Source organism: Brevundimonas sp., from assembly GCF_046299595.1.
Taxonomy (GTDB): Bacteria; Pseudomonadota; Alphaproteobacteria; order Caulobacterales; family Caulobacteraceae; genus Brevundimonas.
This window is the reverse complement of sequence record NZ_JBKBHQ010000001.1, coordinates 1499806-1517926: the sequence shown is the minus strand read 5'-3', so window position 1 is coordinate 1517926 and position 18121 is coordinate 1499806. Positions and strand designations below refer to the sequence as shown.

Here is an 18121-nt window from a genome sequence, read left to right as displayed (position 1 = left end):
CTCTGAACACGGTCTCGTGAACCGCCTCGTTCAGATGCGCCCATAGACGCCCCGTGTCATCCGAAATCAACGAAATGTGCGTTTCCGACGAAAAATGGGCAGCATCACGAGAAGCAGAACCAGCAAGGGCCAGGAGCCTGTCCTGGAAAACAAAGTGGGTTCAAGGGCTTGGGGAACGCGCGCATCGATGACCCCGCTTTCGCCCGGATTCATGCGCTGACCTGCCGGAATGCGACCATAGGGATCGATGATGGCCGAGACACCCGTGGGCGTTGCGCGCACCATGGCCAGTCCCTGCTCGATGGCGCGATAGGCGGCGAGATTCAGGTGCTGCCTCGGACCCGTGCTGCGGCCGAACCAGGCGTCATTCGACACATTGACGATGAAATCGGGCCGCCCGCCCGTCGGCAGGGCGGGATAGAGCCCCTCATAGCAGATGAGCGGCTGGATGCTGACCCCGCCCGGCAGGGTGAGAGGCTGCGGCCTCGGGCCCGGCGTGAAGTCCGCAGGCATGTGGGTGAGACTGCGCAGGCCCGTGCGGGTCATCAGTGTGCCCAGCGGCAGAAACTCGCCAAAGGGCACGAGGCGATGCTTGTCATAGACGCCTGCGATCTGCATGCCGCGATCCGAACCCAGACCCTGCAGGGCATAGAGGCTGTTGTAATAGGTGATCTGCGGCTCGCCGCCTGCGCCCGGCTTGATGTCTGCACGACTGAGCCCTGCCAGCAGGATCTGGCCCTCGGCCAGCGAGCGCGCGATGGCCTCGCCCGAGCCGTCGGCGAACACGTCATTGGCGACGCGCGGCAACGCCCCTTCCGGCCAGACGATGATGTCCGGCGTGATCGCTCCGGGCCGGGCATTGAGGTTCACATAGCGCTGGACGATGGCGCGATAGTTCTCCTCATCCCATTTGGCTTCCTGCTGCACGTCCGCCTGGACGATGCGCACGGTGGTGTCGGCGAGCGCCACACTGGCGGCATCGAGACGAAGGGTGCCCAGGAGCCACACGCTGACCATGAGCACGGCTCCCGCCACGGCCACGCCCAGCCGCCGCTTGATCCCGACTGCACTGCTGCGCCGGTCGAACAGGGGCACAAGGGTGCAAATCGCCAGCAGCGTCACGAAGCTCAGCCCATAGACACCGACATGGGCCGCGAACTGTGAGACCGCGCTGCCCGCAGGCCAGCTCGCCCCCAGCGGATTCCAGGGAAAGCCGGTCAGCACCGTGCCCCGCAGCCACTCGAAGATCACGAACCAGGCGGCAAAGGTCAGCGGGCGAAAAAGGCCAATGCGCCCGAAGCGGTGATAGAGCCCGAGCGCCCCGGCCCAGAACAGCGCCAGCACCGCAGGCAGAAGGGAAGCCGCGAACGGCGCCATCCAGGCATGGGCATCGGGATTGACCAGAAAGGCCTCGGCCACCCACCAGGCACTGATCAGGAAATAGGCGAAACCCGCCAGCCAGCCCACGAGAGCCGCGCCGCGCACGCTTGGCATCCGCTCGGCCAGGGCCATCATCACCGCATAGCCCAGAAGCCCCGGCAGCAGGCCGAACGGCTGGTGGGCAAGTGCTGCGGCAGCGCCCGCCCCAAGCGCCAGCACGATCATCACCATGGCGCTGGCACGCCCCCTCCGCGCGCGCGCGGCCACCGGCGCGGGATCGGAGGCGCGGGGGCTGGCGGTATCAGGGTTGGCAGATTCGGGGGCGGGCTCAGGGGTCATGGCGATACAGCATAGGGGTCAGAGACCCCCATCCCTGCAAGGATCGTGCGCTCCAGCGCCTCCATGGCCTCGGCCTCGTCATCAGTCTCGTGATCGTGGCCAAGCAGGTGCAAGGTGCCGTGCACGACCAGATGGGCGAGATGGGCCTCCAGGCTCTTGCCCTGTTCCAAGGCCTCGCGCTCGCACGTCCCCAGGCCCAGTGCGATGTCACCCAGGTGAGGCGCCGCGCTTTCATGGGCGGGAAACGAGAGCACATTGGTGGGCCGGTCGCGCCCGCGCAGATCGCGATTGAGTACGCGCATGGCCTCGTCGGAGGTCAGGAGCACCGCAACCTCCCCGCTGACCCCGCCCAGCGCGGCGCGCACCCAAGTCTCGATCCTAGCGGGCGCATCGGCAAGGCGCCGGGACCAGCCCTCATCCTCGATGACGACCTCGACGCCTGCCGCGGACTGAGGCGTCATGGCCGCTCGCCGCGCGCGCCGCGACTGGCCTCCGCATCGCGGTCATAGGCGCGCACGATGCGCTCGACCAGCGCATGGCGCACCACGTCGCCCGCCTCGAAACGCGAGACGCCGACGCCCTCGACCCCCTCCAGCAGACGCACGGCGTGCTCGAGGCCGCTGTCGCGACCATTGACCAGATCGACCTGGCTGGGATCGCCCGTCACCGCCATGCGCGCGCCCTCGCCAAGGCGCGTCAGCACCATCTTCATCTGAAGGCGCGTGGTGTTCTGGGCCTCGTCGACGATGACGAAGGCATGGCTGAGCGTGCGCCCGCGCATGAAGGCCAGCGGCACGACCTCAACCTCGCCCCGGTCGCGCCGCCGCGTCAGCTCGGCCGCGCCGAGAATCTCGTCCAGCGCCTGCCAGATGGGCGCCAGATAGGGATCCACCTTCTCGTTCAGATCGCCGGGCAGAAATCCGAGACGCTCACCGGCCTCGACCGCCGGACGCGTGACCACCAGACGGTCGACCTCGCCCGCGCGCAGCAGGCTGGCACCATAAGCCGCAGCGATGAAGGTCTTGCCCGTCCCCGCCGGTCCTACGCCGAAGGTGAGCTCGCACCCTTTCAGGGCCTCGAGATAGCGCGCCTGGGCGGCGGTCTTGGGGGCGATGGGACCGCGGCGGCCCACGGGCAGGACCGAAGACGGGCGCGTGGAGGGCGCTCCATCGCGGGCGCGGGCGCGCACATGCCCGAGTGCCGGGCCTAGCAGGGCGCGCACGTCCGCCTCGGTGATGCTGACACCTTGTTCGGCCCGCTCGCTGAGGGCCTCGATCACGCGGCGCGCGCCGATGCGATCCTTGGGCGAGCCGGTGATGCTGACCCCGCCGCCGGGCGTTTCGATCAGCACCTTCATGGCGTCTTCGATCAGGGCCGTGTGCCGGTCGGACGGACCGGTGACAGCGGCAAGCGCGGCTTCGGAAAGGGCGATGTATTCACTGGCTCTGGCCACTCTAGCCCCCGTGCTCCAGCCGCTGGCCGCGCAGGCTGTTCAGGCTGGAGCCCTCGATCCTGACATCGACGATCCGGCCGATCAGGCCCGCATCGCCTTCGCACACCACGCCCTGAAGATAGGGAGAGCGCCCCACAAGCTGGCCCTCGTGTCGGCCGGGCTTTTCCAGCAGTACCGGCAGGGTGCGCCCGATCTGATCGGCATTGAAGGCCTTCTGCTGCTCGGCAAGCAGGGCCTGAAGCCGGTGCAGACGCTCGCGCGCCACTTCCGGCTCGATCTGGCGCCCCATGGTGGCCGCTGGCGTGCCGGGGCGCGGCGAATAGATGAACGAGAAGGCCGATGCGTAACGCACCTCACGCACCAGGGCGAGGGTCTGCTCGAACTCATCCTCGGTCTCGCCGGGGAAACCGACGATGAAGTCGCCCGAGATGGCGATATCGGGACGCGCGCGGCGGATGCGGGCGATCAGATCGATGTAGCTGCGCGCACCATGCTTGCGGTTCATGGCGCGCAGCACCCGATCCGAACCCGACTGAACGGGCAGGTGCAGATAGGGCATCAGGACCGGATTGGAGCCATGGGCCTCGATCAGGTCTTCGCTCATGTCGTTGGGATGGGAGGTGGTGTAGCGGATGCGCGCCACCCCCTCGATCTGCGACAGCCCCTCGATCAGCCGCGCGAGGCTGGACGGCGCGCCGTCATGGCCGACGCCGTTATAGGCATTGACGTTCTGGCCCAGCAGGGTGACCTCGCGCACGCCCCGCCCGGCCAGAGCACGCACCTCGGCCTCGATGTCGGCCACGGGCCGCGACCACTCGGCACCGCGCGTATAGGGCACCACGCAGAAGCTGCAGAACTTGTCACAGCCCTCCTGGACCGTGACGAAGGCCGCGACACCGTCGACGGCACGGACGCTGGGCAGGGCATCGAACTTGGCGTCGGGAGCGAAATCGGCACTGAGCCGCTCGCCGGTGCGGCGGCTCTGGCGCACGATCAGCTCGGGCAGCTGATGATAGGCCTGAGGCCCGACCACGATGTCCACCGCAGGCTGGCGGCGCATGATCTCCTCGCCCTCGGCCTGGGCCACGCAGCCGGCCACAACGATGGTCATGCGCGGGTGCCCCATGGCGAGGCGCTCCTCGCGCAGGGCCTTGAGCCTGCCCAGCTCCGAATAGACCTTCTCGGCCGCCTTCTCGCGGATGTGGCAGGTGTTGAGCACGACGAAGTCGGCGTCTTCGGGGGTCTCGGCCATGCCATAGCCCAGCGGGCGCAGGATGTCGGCCATGCGCTCGCTGTCATAGACGTTCATCTGACAGCCGTAGGTCTTGATGAAAAGCCGCCGCCCGGCGCGGGCCGGGGCTGGCTTCAACGCGGTGCTCATGGCGCGCTTATGCGGTCAGAAGCCGGCTTTCGCAAGGCACGCTAGGCCTTGGCCACCTGCGTGCCGGCGCTCTCGGCCTTTTCATCCAGAGGCACGGCATAAAGCTCGAGCTTGTGCCCGATCAGGCGATAGCCGAGGCGCCGGGCAATGGCCTCCTTCATGGCCTCGATCTCGGCATCGTAGAACTCGACCACCTCGCCCGAGCGCGTGTCGATCAGATGGTCGTGGTGCTCGTCGCCCAGTTCCTCATAGCGCGAGCGACCGTCACCGAAGTCGTGACGCTCGACCACCCCCGCCTCTTCGAACAGGCGCACCGTGCGATAGACGGTGGCGATGGAGATATGCGGATCGATGGCGGAAGCCCGGCGGTAAAGCTCCTCGACATCCGGGTGATCCTCGGCATCGGAGAGCACGCGCGCGATCACGCGGCGCTGTTCGGTCATGCGCATGCCGCGCTCGACACAAAGGCGTTCGATCCTGTCCATGGACCCAGAATAGGCGCAGCCAAATGGCTAGGGAAGGGCGTCCGAAATCTTGAGAGCCATTATCAGTGCATCGGCCGCCGGGGCGCCCGTCCTCGGGTAGTAGCCGCGCCTCAGCCCGGTGGGCGAAAAGCCCATCACGCCATAAAGAGCGATGGCCGGCTGATTGTCGTGGGCGACCTCCAGATGAAGCCGGGCCGCGCCCGCGCGCGCCAGGGCACTGACCAGCTGCTGCATGAGCGTACGGCCCTGTCCCTGACCGCGCCAGAGCGGATCAACAACCAGGCTCAGCAGCTCGGCCTCGTCACCGGTAAGGCGCGCCAGGGCAAAGCCGGTGGCGGAGCCCACGCACACCATGTCGGCGTCAGCCAGATAGCGAGCGAAATCTTCTGCACTCCAGCCACGCTCAAAGCCGGTGGCATGCAGCCGGGCCATGGTCACGGGATCAAGCTGTGTCTTATCCATGGGACAAGCCAAGGCCGGGGCTTGTTGGCGGCTTGGCATCTGCACCGCGCAGATAAAGCGGCGCTGCGTCTGACAAGGCCTGCGGATCATTGACCAGCCGGGCGAGCGCTTCTTGTCCCGGCGCGGGGACATCACGCACCCGGCACAGGATGTCTCGCTGTCGTGACGAAAGCGACGCCTCGATCAGAGACGCTCCGGTGCCCACGATGAAAAGACGCAGGGCGTGATCGGGGATCAGGTTCCGGGCCACCTCCTCGGGCGGGCAGACAACAGGCGCATGGATCGCCCTGCCCCCGTTCAGAGCCTGGGCATAGACCTGACCGCGCCGCGCATCGATGGCAGCAACCACCCAGTCGCCAGACCCCTCTGCTGCCGCCTTTCCCGCCTCCAGGGCCAGAGCATGAAGGGTGCTGAAACCCCGACACGGCACCCCCAGGGCCAACGCCAGACCTTCGGCAAAAGCCAGCCCCACGCGCAGGCCCGTAAACGAGCCGGGTCCGCACGATGCGGCGATCTGGTCGACCGTCTGGTTCGAGAGCACGCGCGCGGCCATGGGGGCCAGCGCCTCCTGATGACCGCGCGCCATCGGCTCCGAAAGCCCCGCGAGCACGCGCCCGGCCTCGCTGACGACCACGGTGCAGGCGCCAAGCGCCGTGTCGACGATCAGGGTTCGCAAGGCCTAGAGGCTCTGCTCGACGCGCTGCACCTCTGGCACATAGTGGCGCATCATGTTCTCGACACCGGCCTTCAGGGTCGCGCCCGACGACGGACAGCCCGCACAGGCCCCGCGCATTCGCAGCCACAAGGTGCCGCTCTCGGCATCGAAATGCTCGAACAGGATGTCGCCGCCGTCCTGGGCCACGGCAGGGCGAATGCGCGTATCGAGCAGGGTCTTGATCTCGCTGACGATCTCGGCGACCTGACCCTCGTAGACGGGCTCGGCGGGCGTTTCTTGCGCGTCGTGAACGGTCGCAAGACCGCCGGTGAAGTGATCCATGATCGCGGCCAGCAGGGCGGGCTTCAGCTGGGGCCAGCTCGGGCCGGAAGGCTCGCGCGTCACCGAGACGAAATCGCTGCCCAGATAGACCCCGCGCACGCCCTCCAGCGAGAACAGCGCCTCGGCCAGGGGTGAGGCGCGCTCTGCTTCCTCCATGGACAGGAACTCGCGTCCGCCCTCGGCCAGCACGGTGCGTCCGGGCAGGAATTTGAGCACATCGGGATTGGGCGTGGGTTCGGTCTGGATGAACATGGGCTCCAGATGCGCCCTTGATGCCGCCATGACAAGCCCCGGCCGGGTGGGCGCGGCCCGCCGCGTCGCGCCTTCACGATCAGGCGAGGTCTTCGATTTCGTCGTCGGTGAGATCACCGGGCACCACCGTGACGGGCAGGCGTCTGGCCGCCCCGCCAAAGCCCTCGCGCGCAATGGAAGAGACCAGCGGCCCCGGACCACGCCCGCCCACGGCGGCGGCGAGCACCAGAATCTTGATCTCCGGTTCGGCCTCCAGCGCCTTTCGGATGGCGGCGCGCGTCTCGCCCTCCTCGACCAGAAGCACCGGCACGCTGCCCGAGCGCTCCTTTGCCATGTCCGCATAGCGTTGCAGAAGGCGCTGGGCCTCGTCGCGCAGCTCGCGCTCGATCTCCTCGCGCACCCCCGCCCAGTGCTCGAAGGCCGATTTCGGGATCACCCGGAGAAGCGCGACATGGCCGCCCGTGGAGCGCGCCCGGCGGGCCGCATAGCGCAGCGCGGCCTCGAACTCGGGACTGTCATCGACGATGACAAGGAACTTGCGGCCCATGAGCGATCCCTCCGCGGACTCTATTCGCCGGCCAGAGCCAGCTCGCGCAGCGCCACATTGGCCACGGTCAGCTTGGCGAAGCTCCAGCCCTGACCGGAGCGGTCGATGTCGTCGATGGCGCGGCGAACCCGCTCGACCGAGCGCAGGCGCGGCTCGATCCAGGCGCAGACCGCCTTGTGGGCCGTCTTGTCATTGGTGACGCTGTCACCGGCCTCGCTGGCAATTGCGCGGGTCAGCAGCACCTGTTCCTGCATCATGTCCTCGACCATGCGCCGCACGGCCAGCCGCTCATAGTGGTCCTGCGAGGCCACGGACGCGGCCGCCGCCTTGAGCCGGTCGAACTCCAGCTCGGCACCCACATGATGATAGAGGCGCGCCACGGAAGGCACGGCCATGCCTGTCTCTTCCGCCAGATCGCCGATGTCGGGCGTCGAGGTCAGGGAGCGCAACAGGGCGATCCGGGCCGCCAGGGCCTCCGGCGCACCCAGCTCGATGAAACGGGCCTGGCGCTGCTCGAAGCTGTCGCGCTCGATGTGGGACAGCAGCGAGGCCCCCTTGTCCGTCAGGGCGTCGGCAGCCGGGCGATAGCTGTCGACAAGCGCGCCGACGCTGGGATTGTCGTGCCGCGAGGCCCGCCGCGCCAGCCACAGCGTCTGGCGGCGCAGCACGGTCGAGACCTCGTTGTACAGCGCTGTCTGGGCCTCGGCCGGGATCTTGCCGTCTTGAGCCGAAATGTCGTCCCAGGCCTCGTTGAGCCGGAACACGCGCCTGGCCGCCTCGAAGGCCAGAACCATGGCGGTGGTGTCACACTCGGCACTGACCCGCAGGCGCTCGGGGAAGGTGGCGCCTGTGCGGTTGATGATGGTGTTGGCCAGCACCGTGGCAATGATCTCGCGGCGCAGGCGATGCTCGCGCATCTGGTCCTCGAAGCGGGACAGGGGCGCGGGGAAATAGCTCTTCAGGGTTGACCAGAAGGCCTCGTCCTCGGGCGCGCGCGAAGCCACGATGTCGTCGAACAGCTCGATCTTGGCATAGGCCGTGATGACCGAAAGCTCGGGTCGGCTGAGCCCGAGGCCCGCCGCCGCCATCTCCTGAACCCGCGCCAGGCCGGGCAGGCCCTCGACCCCGCGATCCAGCTTGCCCTGCCGCTCCAGCGCATCCATGAAGCGGGCATGGGCGTCCAGGTCCGCAGCCGCCCGCGCTTCCTGCAAGCTGATGGCGAGGGTCTGGTCGTAGTTGTGCGCCAGCACCTTCTCGGCGACCTCGTCGGTCATGGAGGCCAGCAGCTTGTTGCGCGCCTTGCGATCCAGCTTTCCGTCGCTCTCGGCACTGCCGGTCAGGATCTTGATATTGACCTCGTGGTCCGACGAATCCACGCCCGCAGAATTGTCGATGGCGTCGGTGTTGATGCGCCCGCCGTGGCGCGCAAAGGCAATGCGGCCGGCCTGGGTCAGACCCAGATTGGCGCCCTCGCCCACCACCTTGCAGCGCAGCTCCTCGGCATCGACGCGCACCGCATCATTGGCCTTGTCGCCGACCTGAAGGTTACTCTCGCGCGCCTCCTTCACATAGGTGCCGATGCCGCCCAGATAGAGAAGTTCGGCCGGCGCGCGCAAAATGGCGCGGATCAGGGCTGGCGGGTCGAGCTTCTCGTCCTCGATGCCCAGCGCCTCGCGCATCTCGGGCGAGATGGTGATGGCCTTCTGGCTGCGCGAGAATACCCCGCCCCCCTTGGAGATCAGGGACTTGTCATAGTCCTGCCAGCTGGAGCGCGGCAGGTCGAACATCCGCTTGCGCTCCTTCCAGCTTCGCGCCGCGTCCGGGTCGGGATCGACGAAGATGTCGCGGTGATCGAAGGCCGCTACCAGTCGGATGTGCTTCGAGAGCAGCATGCCGTTGCCGAACACGTCGCCCGACATGTCGCCCACGCCGACAACGGTGAAGTCCTCGCTCTGGATGTCCTTGCCCATCTCGCGGAAGTGGCGCTTGACCGCCTCCCACGCGCCGCGGGCGGTGATGCCCATGACCTTGTGATCGTAGCCCGCCGATCCGCCGGACGCGAAGGCATCGCCCAGCCAGAAGCCGTAGGCCTCGGACACCGCATTGGCGATGTCCGAGAAGGTCGCCGTGCCCTTGTCGGCCGCCACGACCAGATAGGGATCGTCATCCTCCCAGGCGATCACGCCTTGCGGGCGGACCACCTCGCCCGAGGCATCGAGATTGTCGGTGATGTCGAGAAGGCCCGACAGGAAGGTACGATAGGCGCGGATACCCTCCTCGCGTATGGCCTCGGGCGCACCGCCGCGCGGCAGGGCCTTGGCATAGAAACCGCCCTTGGAGCCCACGGGCACGATCACCGCATTCTTGACCTGCTGGGCCTTGACGAGCCCGAGCACCTCGGTGCGGAAGTCCTCGCGACGGTCAGACCAGCGCAGGCCCCCGCGCGCCACGGGGCCGAAGCGCAGGTGAACGCCCTCGACGTGGGGTGCCCACACAAAAATCTCGCGATAGGGCTTGGGCAGGGGCAGGTCCTCGATCTCGCGCGAGGCGATCTTGATCGAGATGTGCGGGTGCCGGCGCCCCTCGGCGTCCTTCTGGAAATAATTGGTGCGCTTGATCGCCAGGACGAGCTGATAGAGGCGGCGCAGCACCCGGTCGTGATCGAGGCTGGAGACCTCCTGCAGCCCTTTCTCTATGCTCTCGCAAAGGCGCGCCACCTCGCCCTCGCGCCGTGCCGTGTCCTCTCCGTGATCGGGGTCGAACTTGGCATAGAACAGGGCGAGCAGGTCGCGGGCAACGTCGGCGTGCTCCTGCAGGGCTTCCTGCTGGACGCCCTGGCTGGGATCGAGCCCGGTCTGCTGACGATAGCGCGCCAGGGTGCGCACCAGGGCCGCATCGCGCCAACCCACGCCCAGCTCCAGCACAAGCCGGTTGAAGCCGTCGCTCTCGGTATGGCCGCGCCATACGGCCTTGAACGCATCCTGAAAGGCGTGGCGCACGTCATCGAAGCTGAGCGATTCGCCACGCGGGTCCTCCAGCAGGAACTCCTGGATGTGCACGGGCGTGTCGCCGGGTGGCTTCAGGGTGTGGCCGAACTCCTCGAGCGTGGTCAGGCCCATGTCTGCAAGGATGGGCAGCACATCCGAGAGCGGTGCGGCCCCGCCGCGGCGATAGAGCTTGAAGCGAAAGCGCAGGGCGCTGTCGTCGTCATTGCGGAAGGCGCGCACGGCCACGGCCCCGTCGGCACCGTCGCTGGCGAGCGGATCGACCTCGTTCAGATCCCTGACGGCCTCGGCGGCGCTGTAGCGGTCGCGGTATCCGGCGGGAAACGTCTCGGCCCACTTGCTCGACAGGGCGCTGATGCCCGCCTCGGCCACGCCCGCCCGGCGCGCGGCGGTCTCGAAGCGCTCGACCCAGGTGCGGCTGATGTCCACGACCTGCTGTTCAAGCTCTACCGGATCGGGGTCGAGATGATCGCCGGGATTGACGCCGATAATGTAGTGGATGCGCACCAGCGGCGCATCGCCCAGCTGGGGATACCAGGCGGACAGCCGCCCCCCGTAGGCCCTGGCCAGATGGCGCCCGATGCGCTCGCGCACCCCGGCATCGAACTTTTCACGCGGGATGAAGACGAGGGCGGAGATGAAGCGGTCGAAGGGATCCTTGCGCGCGAACATCTTCACCCGGGGGCGGTCGAACAGGTGCAGTATGCCCAGCGCCGTGGACAGGAGCTGTTCCTCGTCCATCTGGAAAAGCTCGTCGCGCGGATAGTTCTCGAGAATATTCTTCAGGCGCTTGTAGCTGTGGCTGCCGGGCGACTTCCCGGCTCGGGCCAGAGCCTGGGCCACCTTTCGTCTCACCAGAGGGACATCGGCGGCCGGACGATCATAGGCCTCAGCCGTGAACAGCCCCACAAAGCGTGTCTCTCCGATGGGACTTCCGTCCTCGCCGTAGGACTTGACCCCCACATAATCCATATAGGCGCGCCGGTGCACGCGCGAGCGCAGATTGGCCTTGGCCACGGTCACCGGCTCGGAGTGGCCGATCTGGCGCTTCATCTGGGTGGTCATGACCGCCGGCTCGTTGGTACGGCGCAGCACGGCGCGCTCGGGATCGCGCAGGACACCTAGACCCTCGCCCGCCAGCACCAGCGGCGCATTGGCCTCGTAACCCCCGCCCTTCTTGCGCGGATATTCGTAGCGCCGCATGCCCAGAAAGACGAACTGATCGGCATTCAGCCACTGCAGGAACGCGAGGTTCTCGTGCAGCACTTCGGGCTCCACGCCGGGCGCGCGCGACTGAAGTTCGGCGATGGTGGCATCCATGGCCCGCGTCATGGCGGGGAAATCGGCCACGGCCGCGTGCACGTCTTCGAGGGCCGAGGCCAGGGCATCGGAGATGGAGCTGCGCCGGTCCTCGGGCAGGGAATCGACCACCACCATGATCATGGAGACGCGCGCACCGTCCTCTTGGGTAACGACGGGGTGGAACATGGCGCGCACATAGACGCCCGCATCGGCCAGCTCGCCCATCACGCTGTCGACGAGGAAAGGCGCATCCTTCTGGACGATCTCGATGGCGTCGTAATCGAGCGAGGCCCCCTCGCCCGACTTCAGTTCGCGCACCCGGATACGGGGCTTGCGCGGCGCCTTGGCCTCCTTGCCGTAGATCCAGAAGGCTCCCAGCGCCTGGGCGAAATCGACCGGGCTCAGCTCGGGCGTCTCGTCGTCCTCATAGTCCTCGACGGCCTGGGCGAGGAAATCGCGCTGGATGTCGTCCAGCCTGCGCCCCCTGGCCCCGTGCACGGCGGCAGAAAAGGTCTTTTCGATTTCGGAGAGTTTCACGCCCTGCTGGTCGTGCTTCATGCCCTGGTATCCGTCCCGATCATTGGCCCAGGAAGCCTTGGCGCACGGCCGGTTCATGGGCGGCTGCCCGGATCACAGGATGATCCGGCCTGTCCTCGTCTAGCGCGCTTTGTTCGGGAGCGGGAGGGGCCTCATACGAAAACCGCCGGGCACCCGACTGGCGGGGGTCCGGCGGCTCGTCGGGGTCCGCTGGGGGGAGGGAGGGGTGGCGGACCCGCAATCTCCGGCCAGTTTGGGAGGGGGGGATGGCCGAAGCTGTTGCCTATCTAGTCACTCCCCGCGGCCCCGCAAGCCAATCGCACGGCTGGGGCAGGCCGTGCGGCGTTGCGCCGCGATTTCATGGCGCGATTGCGGCGACAACGGATCGCTTCTGCCGCAATGCTTAAGCGCGCCTTGCCCTTCGCGCGCCTCAGGGCTCGGGCGGCGTGCGCGGTTTGGCATAGGGCTCACCATCGCCCGACATGAGAACGGCAATCCAGCGCGAGCCGCGGAACTCGGCCAGGATCGCCATGGCCATGACCGCCAGCGGCGTTGAAAGGAACATGCCGATCACGCCCCACAGCTTGCCCCAGAACGCCAGCGCCAGCAGCACGGTCACCGGATCGAGGTTCTGGTTGTCGCCCTGCATGCGCGGCTGGACATAGTTGCCGACCGGCTGGATCACGGCCTGAAGACCGATCAGCAGCACCAGCGCCTGCCAGTAGGTATCAAACTGGACCAGGGCAAACAGGGGCGGCGCAAGGCCTGCCACTACCCCGCCGATCAGGGGGATGAAACCGACCACGAACAGCACGAAGGTCAGGAACAGCGCATTGTCGAGCCCGACGATCAGCATCAGGCCATAAGCCACGGCACAGATCATCAGACCGGTGACGGCCTGCACCCACAGATAGCCCTGTACGCCCGCGCGCACCCGGTCGAAGATTTCCGCAGCCTCGTGGCGACGCGCGCGATCGGGAAACATGGAGACCAGCTTCTTGCGAAAGCCCAGTTGCGATGCCAGCAGAAAGCCGAGGTAAACCAGCACCAGAAAGGCGCCCGTGGCCACATCCTGCACCTGCAACGCCAGGCGCGTGGCATGGCTGCGCACATCAAGATCGCCGATCAGCTCCTGCAAGGTGGGCGCGACCTGAAGGCCGATCATGCGCGCCACATCGGCGATGATCACATCGAGTCGGCTGACCGCGTCGGCGGCGTCGGCGATGAAGCCCACCGCCCCTTCGACGATGATCCAGACCGAGCCGGCAAAGCCGAGCAGCACCAGAAGGATGGCCAGGGCGCCCGAGGCCCTTTCGGACAGGCGTGTGCGCCCGGAGATGCCCCTCGCCAGGCCATCGATCATGATCAGCAGAAAGATCGCCAGGGCGAGCGGCGTGAGAATGTCGCGCAGCCAGTAGAGTGCCGCACCTGCCGCCACCACGGCCAGTATGACCAGACAGGTTCGCACGACCCTCGGATGGGTGCCGGGCTCGGACAGGGGCAGGTGTTCGGCCATGTTTGCCCTCTCGCGCCTCAACCGCGCGTCAGTCGGCGGCAGATTTCGTCAAGCTGGTCCAGTGTGCCATAGCCGATCACCACCTCGCCGCGCCCGTCTCGGTCACGCACTTCGACCTTGAGCCCGAGCGCATTGGAAAGATCGGTCTCCAGCGCGATGGTGTCGGGGGCCTTGGCGGGCCGGACGGCCTTGGGGCGAGGCTGCTCGCCGCCCTCGCGCGCCAGCTTCTCGGCATCGCGCACGCTCAGGCCCTCGCGCACGATACGCTCGGCCAGCGCCTCCGCCCTGTCACTGGTGACGAGGGTGCGCGCGTGCCCGGCGCTGAGCTGGCCGCTCTCGACCAGAGCCAGCACGGGCTCGGGCAGGGAGAGAAGCCGCACCAGATTGGCGATGTGGCTGCGGCTCTTGCCCACCGCTTTGGCCAACTGCTCCTGGGTGCGCGAGAAGCGCTCGATCAGCATCTGGTAGGCGCGCGCTTCCTCGACCGGATTGAGATCCTCGCGCTGCACGTTCTCGATGATGGCAACCTCGAGCACGGCAAGGTCTTCGAGCGAACGCTCGACCACCGGGACACTGACGAGGCCCGCGCGCCGCGCCGCGCGCCAGCGCCGCTCACCGGCAATGATCTGCCAGCGCTCGCCATGGGCGCGAACCAGAATGGGCTGGAGCACGCCGTGCTCGGCAATGCTCTGGGCCAGAGAGGCGATTTCGTCCTCGGCAAAATGACGCCGGGGTTGGTCGGGGTTGGGCTCCAGCTGATCGAGGGGCAGCTCGCGCACGCCCCGGCTCTCGCCCCGACCCTGACTTTTGCCGGTGATCTGATCGACCGGCACCTCGGTCTCGGCGGCCTCGCTGAGCAAGGCCGACAGCCCGCGCCCCAAACCTCTCTGCCTGTCCGACATCACGCTCAGCCTTTTCCCGTTATCGTATCGTGCCGACTGTTCACCCGCATCAGGCCGCCAGGGCCGCGCGGCGCCTGCGCTCGGCGGCCACCACCTCGCGCGCCAGCTTCAGATAGGCCTGACTGCCCGCGCACTTCAGATCATAGATCAGCGCAGGCTTGCCGTGGCTCGGGGCCTCGGAGACACGCACATTGCGGGGGATCACCGCCTCATAGACCTTGTCGCCGAAGTGCGCGCGCACATCCGCCGCCACCTGGGCCGAGAGCGAGTTGCGCCGATCGTACATGGTCAGGACCACGCCCTGGATCTCGAGGCGCGGATTGAGGCTGGAGCGCACCAGCTCGACGGTGCGCATCAACTGCGTCAGGCCCTCCAGCGCAAAGAACTCGCACTGCAGGGGCACCAGCACTGCATCGGCGGCGGCCATGGCGTTGACGGTCAACAGATTGAGCGAGGGCGGGCAGTCGATCAGCACATAGTCATACCCGGTCACACCTGACGACGCGCCCGCATCCTCGGCATTGCGGGCCAGAGCATCGCGCAGACGGTAGGACCGGCGCTCGGCGCTGGACAGTTCGATCTCGACGCCGGACATATCCGGGTCGGCAGGCAGGATGTGCAGCCCCGGCACCGCCGTGGGCACGACCGCCTCGCTCACGGGGCGCTGATCGACCACCACGTCATAGATGGTCACGCGGCGCGCCTCGCGCGGCACGCCCAGCCCGGTGGAGGCGTTGCCCTGGGGGTCGAGATCGACAATCAGCACCTTCTCGCCCACAGCAGCCAGGGCGGTGCCGAGATTGATGGCCGTTGTGGTCTTGCCCACCCCGCCCTTCTGGTTGGCGACGGCCAGAACCCGCGCAGGCCCGCCCGCGTGATTGTCTCGTATATGGGACTTATCGGACACGGCGCGCACTCCGAAGCAACACGATCTGACCGCGGCCGTCGCTGAGCGAGGGCCGGACCTCATCATCCAGATGCCAGCCTTTGCGGGCATCGCGCAATTCCTCATCGAGGCGCGCACCCTTGAGAAAAACCGCTTTTGCACCCTTTTGCATCCACGGGTGTGCATAAGTCAGCAGGCGCGACAGCGGGGCACAGGCGCGCGCGGTGATCACATCGACCTTCTCGCTCGCCGCCTCGGCCCTGGCGCACACCACGCGGGCAGGCAGGGCGAGGTTCTGCACCACACCCTCCAGAAAGCGGCAGCGCTTGGCAAGGCTGTCCACCAGAAGGATCTCGGAGCCGGGCTCTCCCTTCATGAAGATCGCCAGCACAACGCCCGGCAGGCCTGCGCCCGTGCCGAGATCTGCGATGCGGCGCGCGCCGTCCAGCATGGCCAGCAGCTGCCAGCTGTCCAGGACGTGCCGACGCCAGTAGTCGTTCATGGACTCCGGCCCGACCAGGTTCATCACCGCATTGCCCTCGAGCAGGGCCTGACGATAGGCCTCCAGATCGGCCATCTGGGCATCGCTGGCCCCGGACATGGACTGAAACGCGCCTGCGCTCAAACGGGGAAGGGCCTCGCCTGGCTGTTCCGGCTGCGTGCCCGGCACCTCAGGCGACATGAGGCAGACGTTTCACGTGTGACAGGAGCGCCGTCAGGGCACCGGGCGTAACGCCCTCGATACGCGAGGCCTGACCCAGCGTCAGCGGGCGCACCAGAGAGAGCTTCTCGCGCACCTCGTTGGAAAGCCCGCCGATGGCGCCGTAGTCGAGATCGGCAGGCAGGCGCAGGGCCTCGTCGCGGCGCAGGGCCTCGGCATCCGCCTGCTGTCGGCCAAGATAGCCCGCATAGGTCGCGTCGATCTCGACCTGCTCGCGCACATCCGTGGCAAAGGAGAGGATTTCGGGCGCAGCGGCGGCCAGGTCGTCGAGACTCACCCCCGGATAGGCCAGAAGCTGGGACAGGCTGCGGCGCTGACCATCGGCGTTGACGCTGATGCCGATGCGGCGGGCCTCGTTGGGCGTGAGACGCACCTCGGTCATGATGCGGCGCGCGTGTCCGAGACGCTCGTGCTTGTCGGCCCAGGCGTAGGCGCGCGCACGGCCCACCAGGCCATGGTTAATTCCGAGCTGCGTCAAGCGTTGATCGGCATTGTCGGCGCGCAGACTCAGGCGGTACTCCGCACGGCTGGTGAACATGCGGTAGGGCTCGGTCACACCATGGGTGACCAGATCGTCGATCATGACGCCGATATAGGCCTGATCGCGACGCAGGATCAGGGGATCGAGGCCTGCCACCGCGCGCGCGGCATTGACGCCTGCCATGAGGCCCTGAGCCGCCGCTTCCTCATAGCCGGTGGTGCCATTGATCTGGCCGGCCAGATAAAGCCCCGGCAGGGCCTTGAGCGCCAGACTGGGCAAAAGCTCGCGCGGGTCGACGTAGTCGTACTCGATGGCATAGCCGTAGCGGCGCACCTCGACCCGCTCCAGCCCGGCCATGGTGCGCAGGAAGGCCAGCTGGCTATCGGGTGCCAGAGAGGTCGAGATCCCGTTGGGATAGACCGTGTCGTCGTCCAGCCCCTCGGGCTCGAGAAACACCTGATGGGACGCCTTGTCGGCAAAGCGCACCACCTTGTCCTCGATGGAGGGGCAATAGCGCGGGCCTCGCCCGGAGAGATGCCCGCCATAGACCGCGGACTGACCCAGATTCTGCTCGATGATCGCGTGAGTGCGCTCATTGGTCCAGGTGATGGCGCAGTCCACCTGGGGCGTAGTGATCGCCTCGGTCAGGAAGGAGAAAGGAGAGGGCGCAGCGTCGCCCGGCTGCTTCTCCAGCGCGTCCCAGTTGATGGTGCGACCATCGAGGCGCGTGGGCGTGCCGGTCTTGAGGCGGCCCATGCGAAGGCCCAGTGCGTAAAGCCGGTCCGAGAGACCCAGGGCGGGCTGCTCGCCGTGCCGGCCAGCCGGGGTGCGCACCTCGCCCTGATGGATCACGCCCTTGAGGAAGGTTCCCGTGGTCAGCACCACAGCGCGCGCGCGATACACCTCGCCGCTCTCGGTGCGAACGCCCGCCACGCAAGCGTCCTCAATGATCAGATCATCGACCGCACCTGCCGCAAGCTCGAGATTCTCCACGTCTGTCAAAGCCGCCTGCATGGCCTCGCGATAAAGACGCCGGTCGATCTGGGCGCGCGGCCCGCGCACAGCAGGGCCTTTGGAGCGATTGAGCAGGCGGAACTGGATTCCGGCCGCGTCCGCAAGACGCCCCATGAGGCCGTCCAGCGCATCGATCTCGCGTACCAGATGCCCCTTGCCCAGCCCCCCGATGGCCGGATTGCAGGACATCTCGCCGATGGTGTCGAGGCGGTGGGTCAGCAGCAGCGTCCGGGCACCCGCGCGCGCAGACGCCGCCGCTGCCTCGCAGCCCGCGTGCCCTCCGCCCACGACAATGACATCCCAGCTCTGTGACACGCGACCGGTCCCGAACCTTCCAGACAAAGACGCCCCCGTCTCCGGGGGCGGTTGAGCCTATAGCATTGCGTGGGCTCCAGGTCGAGATTGGGGCCGTCCCGGCCCGCTGATGAACGGAGAACGCGCACGCCCTGTTTCACGTGAAA

The 18121-nt window shown here is 67.4% G+C and carries 15 protein-coding genes; all 15 read right to left on the bottom strand.

Going from position 1 to position 18121, the window contains the following annotated elements; genetic code table 11:
- Positions 1 to 66: 66 nt before the first annotated feature.
- A complete protein-coding gene (lnt, locus tag ACK4E3_RS07550) occupies positions 67 to 1611 on the bottom strand; it encodes an apolipoprotein N-acyltransferase (protein ID WP_409701169.1) in 1545 nt (514 codons plus the stop codon).
- Positions 1612 to 1715: 104 nt separating this feature from the next.
- Positions 1716 to 2180 carry an rRNA maturation RNase YbeY gene (ybeY, locus tag ACK4E3_RS07545; RefSeq protein ID WP_409698619.1) on the bottom strand — a complete coding sequence of 155 codons (465 nt, stop codon included), beginning with the start codon at positions 2178 to 2180 and terminating at the stop codon, positions 1716 to 1718.
- Entirely contained in the window at positions 2177 to 3172 is a 996-nt protein-coding gene (locus ACK4E3_RS07540) for a PhoH family protein (protein ID WP_409698616.1), read from the bottom strand. Before ACK4E3_RS07540 ends, ybeY begins: the two co-directional genes overlap by 4 nt.
- A 1-nt stretch (position 3173) precedes the next feature.
- The gene (gene miaB / locus ACK4E3_RS07535; RefSeq protein ID WP_409698613.1) at positions 3174 to 4553 is read right to left on the bottom strand and encodes a tRNA (N6-isopentenyl adenosine(37)-C2)-methylthiotransferase MiaB; all 1380 of its coding nucleotides are present in this window, start codon (positions 4551 to 4553) and stop codon (positions 3174 to 3176) included.
- 41 nt (positions 4554 to 4594) lie between these two features.
- A complete protein-coding gene (locus ACK4E3_RS07530) occupies positions 4595 to 5038 on the bottom strand; it encodes a Fur family transcriptional regulator (protein WP_409698610.1) in 444 nt (147 codons plus the stop codon).
- 27 nt (positions 5039 to 5065) lie between these two features.
- Entirely contained in the window at positions 5066 to 5500 is a 435-nt protein-coding gene (locus ACK4E3_RS07525; RefSeq protein ID WP_409698607.1) for a GNAT family N-acetyltransferase, read from the bottom strand.
- Positions 5493 to 6176: a tRNA (adenosine(37)-N6)-threonylcarbamoyltransferase complex dimerization subunit type 1 TsaB gene (tsaB, locus tag ACK4E3_RS07520; protein ID WP_409698603.1), complete on the bottom strand. Its 684-nt coding sequence runs from the start codon at positions 6174 to 6176 to the stop codon at positions 5493 to 5495. The genes ACK4E3_RS07525 and tsaB overlap by 8 nt, the downstream gene beginning before the upstream one ends.
- Positions 6177 to 6179: 3 nt before the next feature.
- Positions 6180 to 6749, bottom strand: coding sequence for a NifU family protein (locus ACK4E3_RS07515; RefSeq protein ID WP_409701166.1), 570 nt, complete (start codon positions 6747 to 6749; stop codon positions 6180 to 6182).
- A 79-nt stretch (positions 6750 to 6828) separates the two neighbouring features.
- Complete coding sequence (locus ACK4E3_RS07510; RefSeq protein WP_409698600.1) at positions 6829 to 7296, bottom strand: universal stress protein; 468 nt, start codon at positions 7294 to 7296, stop codon at positions 6829 to 6831.
- 20 nt (positions 7297 to 7316) lie between these two features.
- Positions 7317 to 12218 carry an NAD-glutamate dehydrogenase gene (locus tag ACK4E3_RS07505; RefSeq protein WP_409698597.1) on the bottom strand — a complete coding sequence of 1634 codons (4902 nt, stop codon included), beginning with the start codon at positions 12216 to 12218 and terminating at the stop codon, positions 7317 to 7319.
- Between the two features lie 352 nt (positions 12219 to 12570).
- A complete protein-coding gene (locus tag ACK4E3_RS07500; RefSeq protein ID WP_409698594.1) occupies positions 12571 to 13656 on the bottom strand; it encodes an AI-2E family transporter in 1086 nt (361 codons plus the stop codon).
- A 17-nt stretch (positions 13657 to 13673) separates the two neighbouring features.
- Positions 13674 to 14558, bottom strand: coding sequence for a ParB/RepB/Spo0J family partition protein (locus tag ACK4E3_RS07495; RefSeq protein ID WP_409698591.1), 885 nt, complete (start codon positions 14556 to 14558; stop codon positions 13674 to 13676).
- 49 nt (positions 14559 to 14607) lie between these two features.
- Positions 14608 to 15447 carry a ParA family protein gene (locus ACK4E3_RS07490; RefSeq protein ID WP_409701163.1) on the bottom strand — a complete coding sequence of 280 codons (840 nt, stop codon included), beginning with the start codon at positions 15445 to 15447 and terminating at the stop codon, positions 14608 to 14610.
- A 7-nt stretch (positions 15448 to 15454) separates the two neighbouring features.
- Complete coding sequence (rsmG, locus tag ACK4E3_RS07485; RefSeq protein ID WP_409698588.1) at positions 15455 to 16045, bottom strand: 16S rRNA (guanine(527)-N(7))-methyltransferase RsmG; 591 nt, start codon at positions 16043 to 16045, stop codon at positions 15455 to 15457.
- A gap of 70 nt (positions 16046 to 16115) precedes the next feature.
- The gene (gene mnmG / locus ACK4E3_RS07480; protein ID WP_409698585.1) at positions 16116 to 17975 is read right to left on the bottom strand and encodes a tRNA uridine-5-carboxymethylaminomethyl(34) synthesis enzyme MnmG; all 1860 of its coding nucleotides are present in this window, start codon (positions 17973 to 17975) and stop codon (positions 16116 to 16118) included.
- Positions 17976 to 18121: the final 146 nt, after the last annotated feature.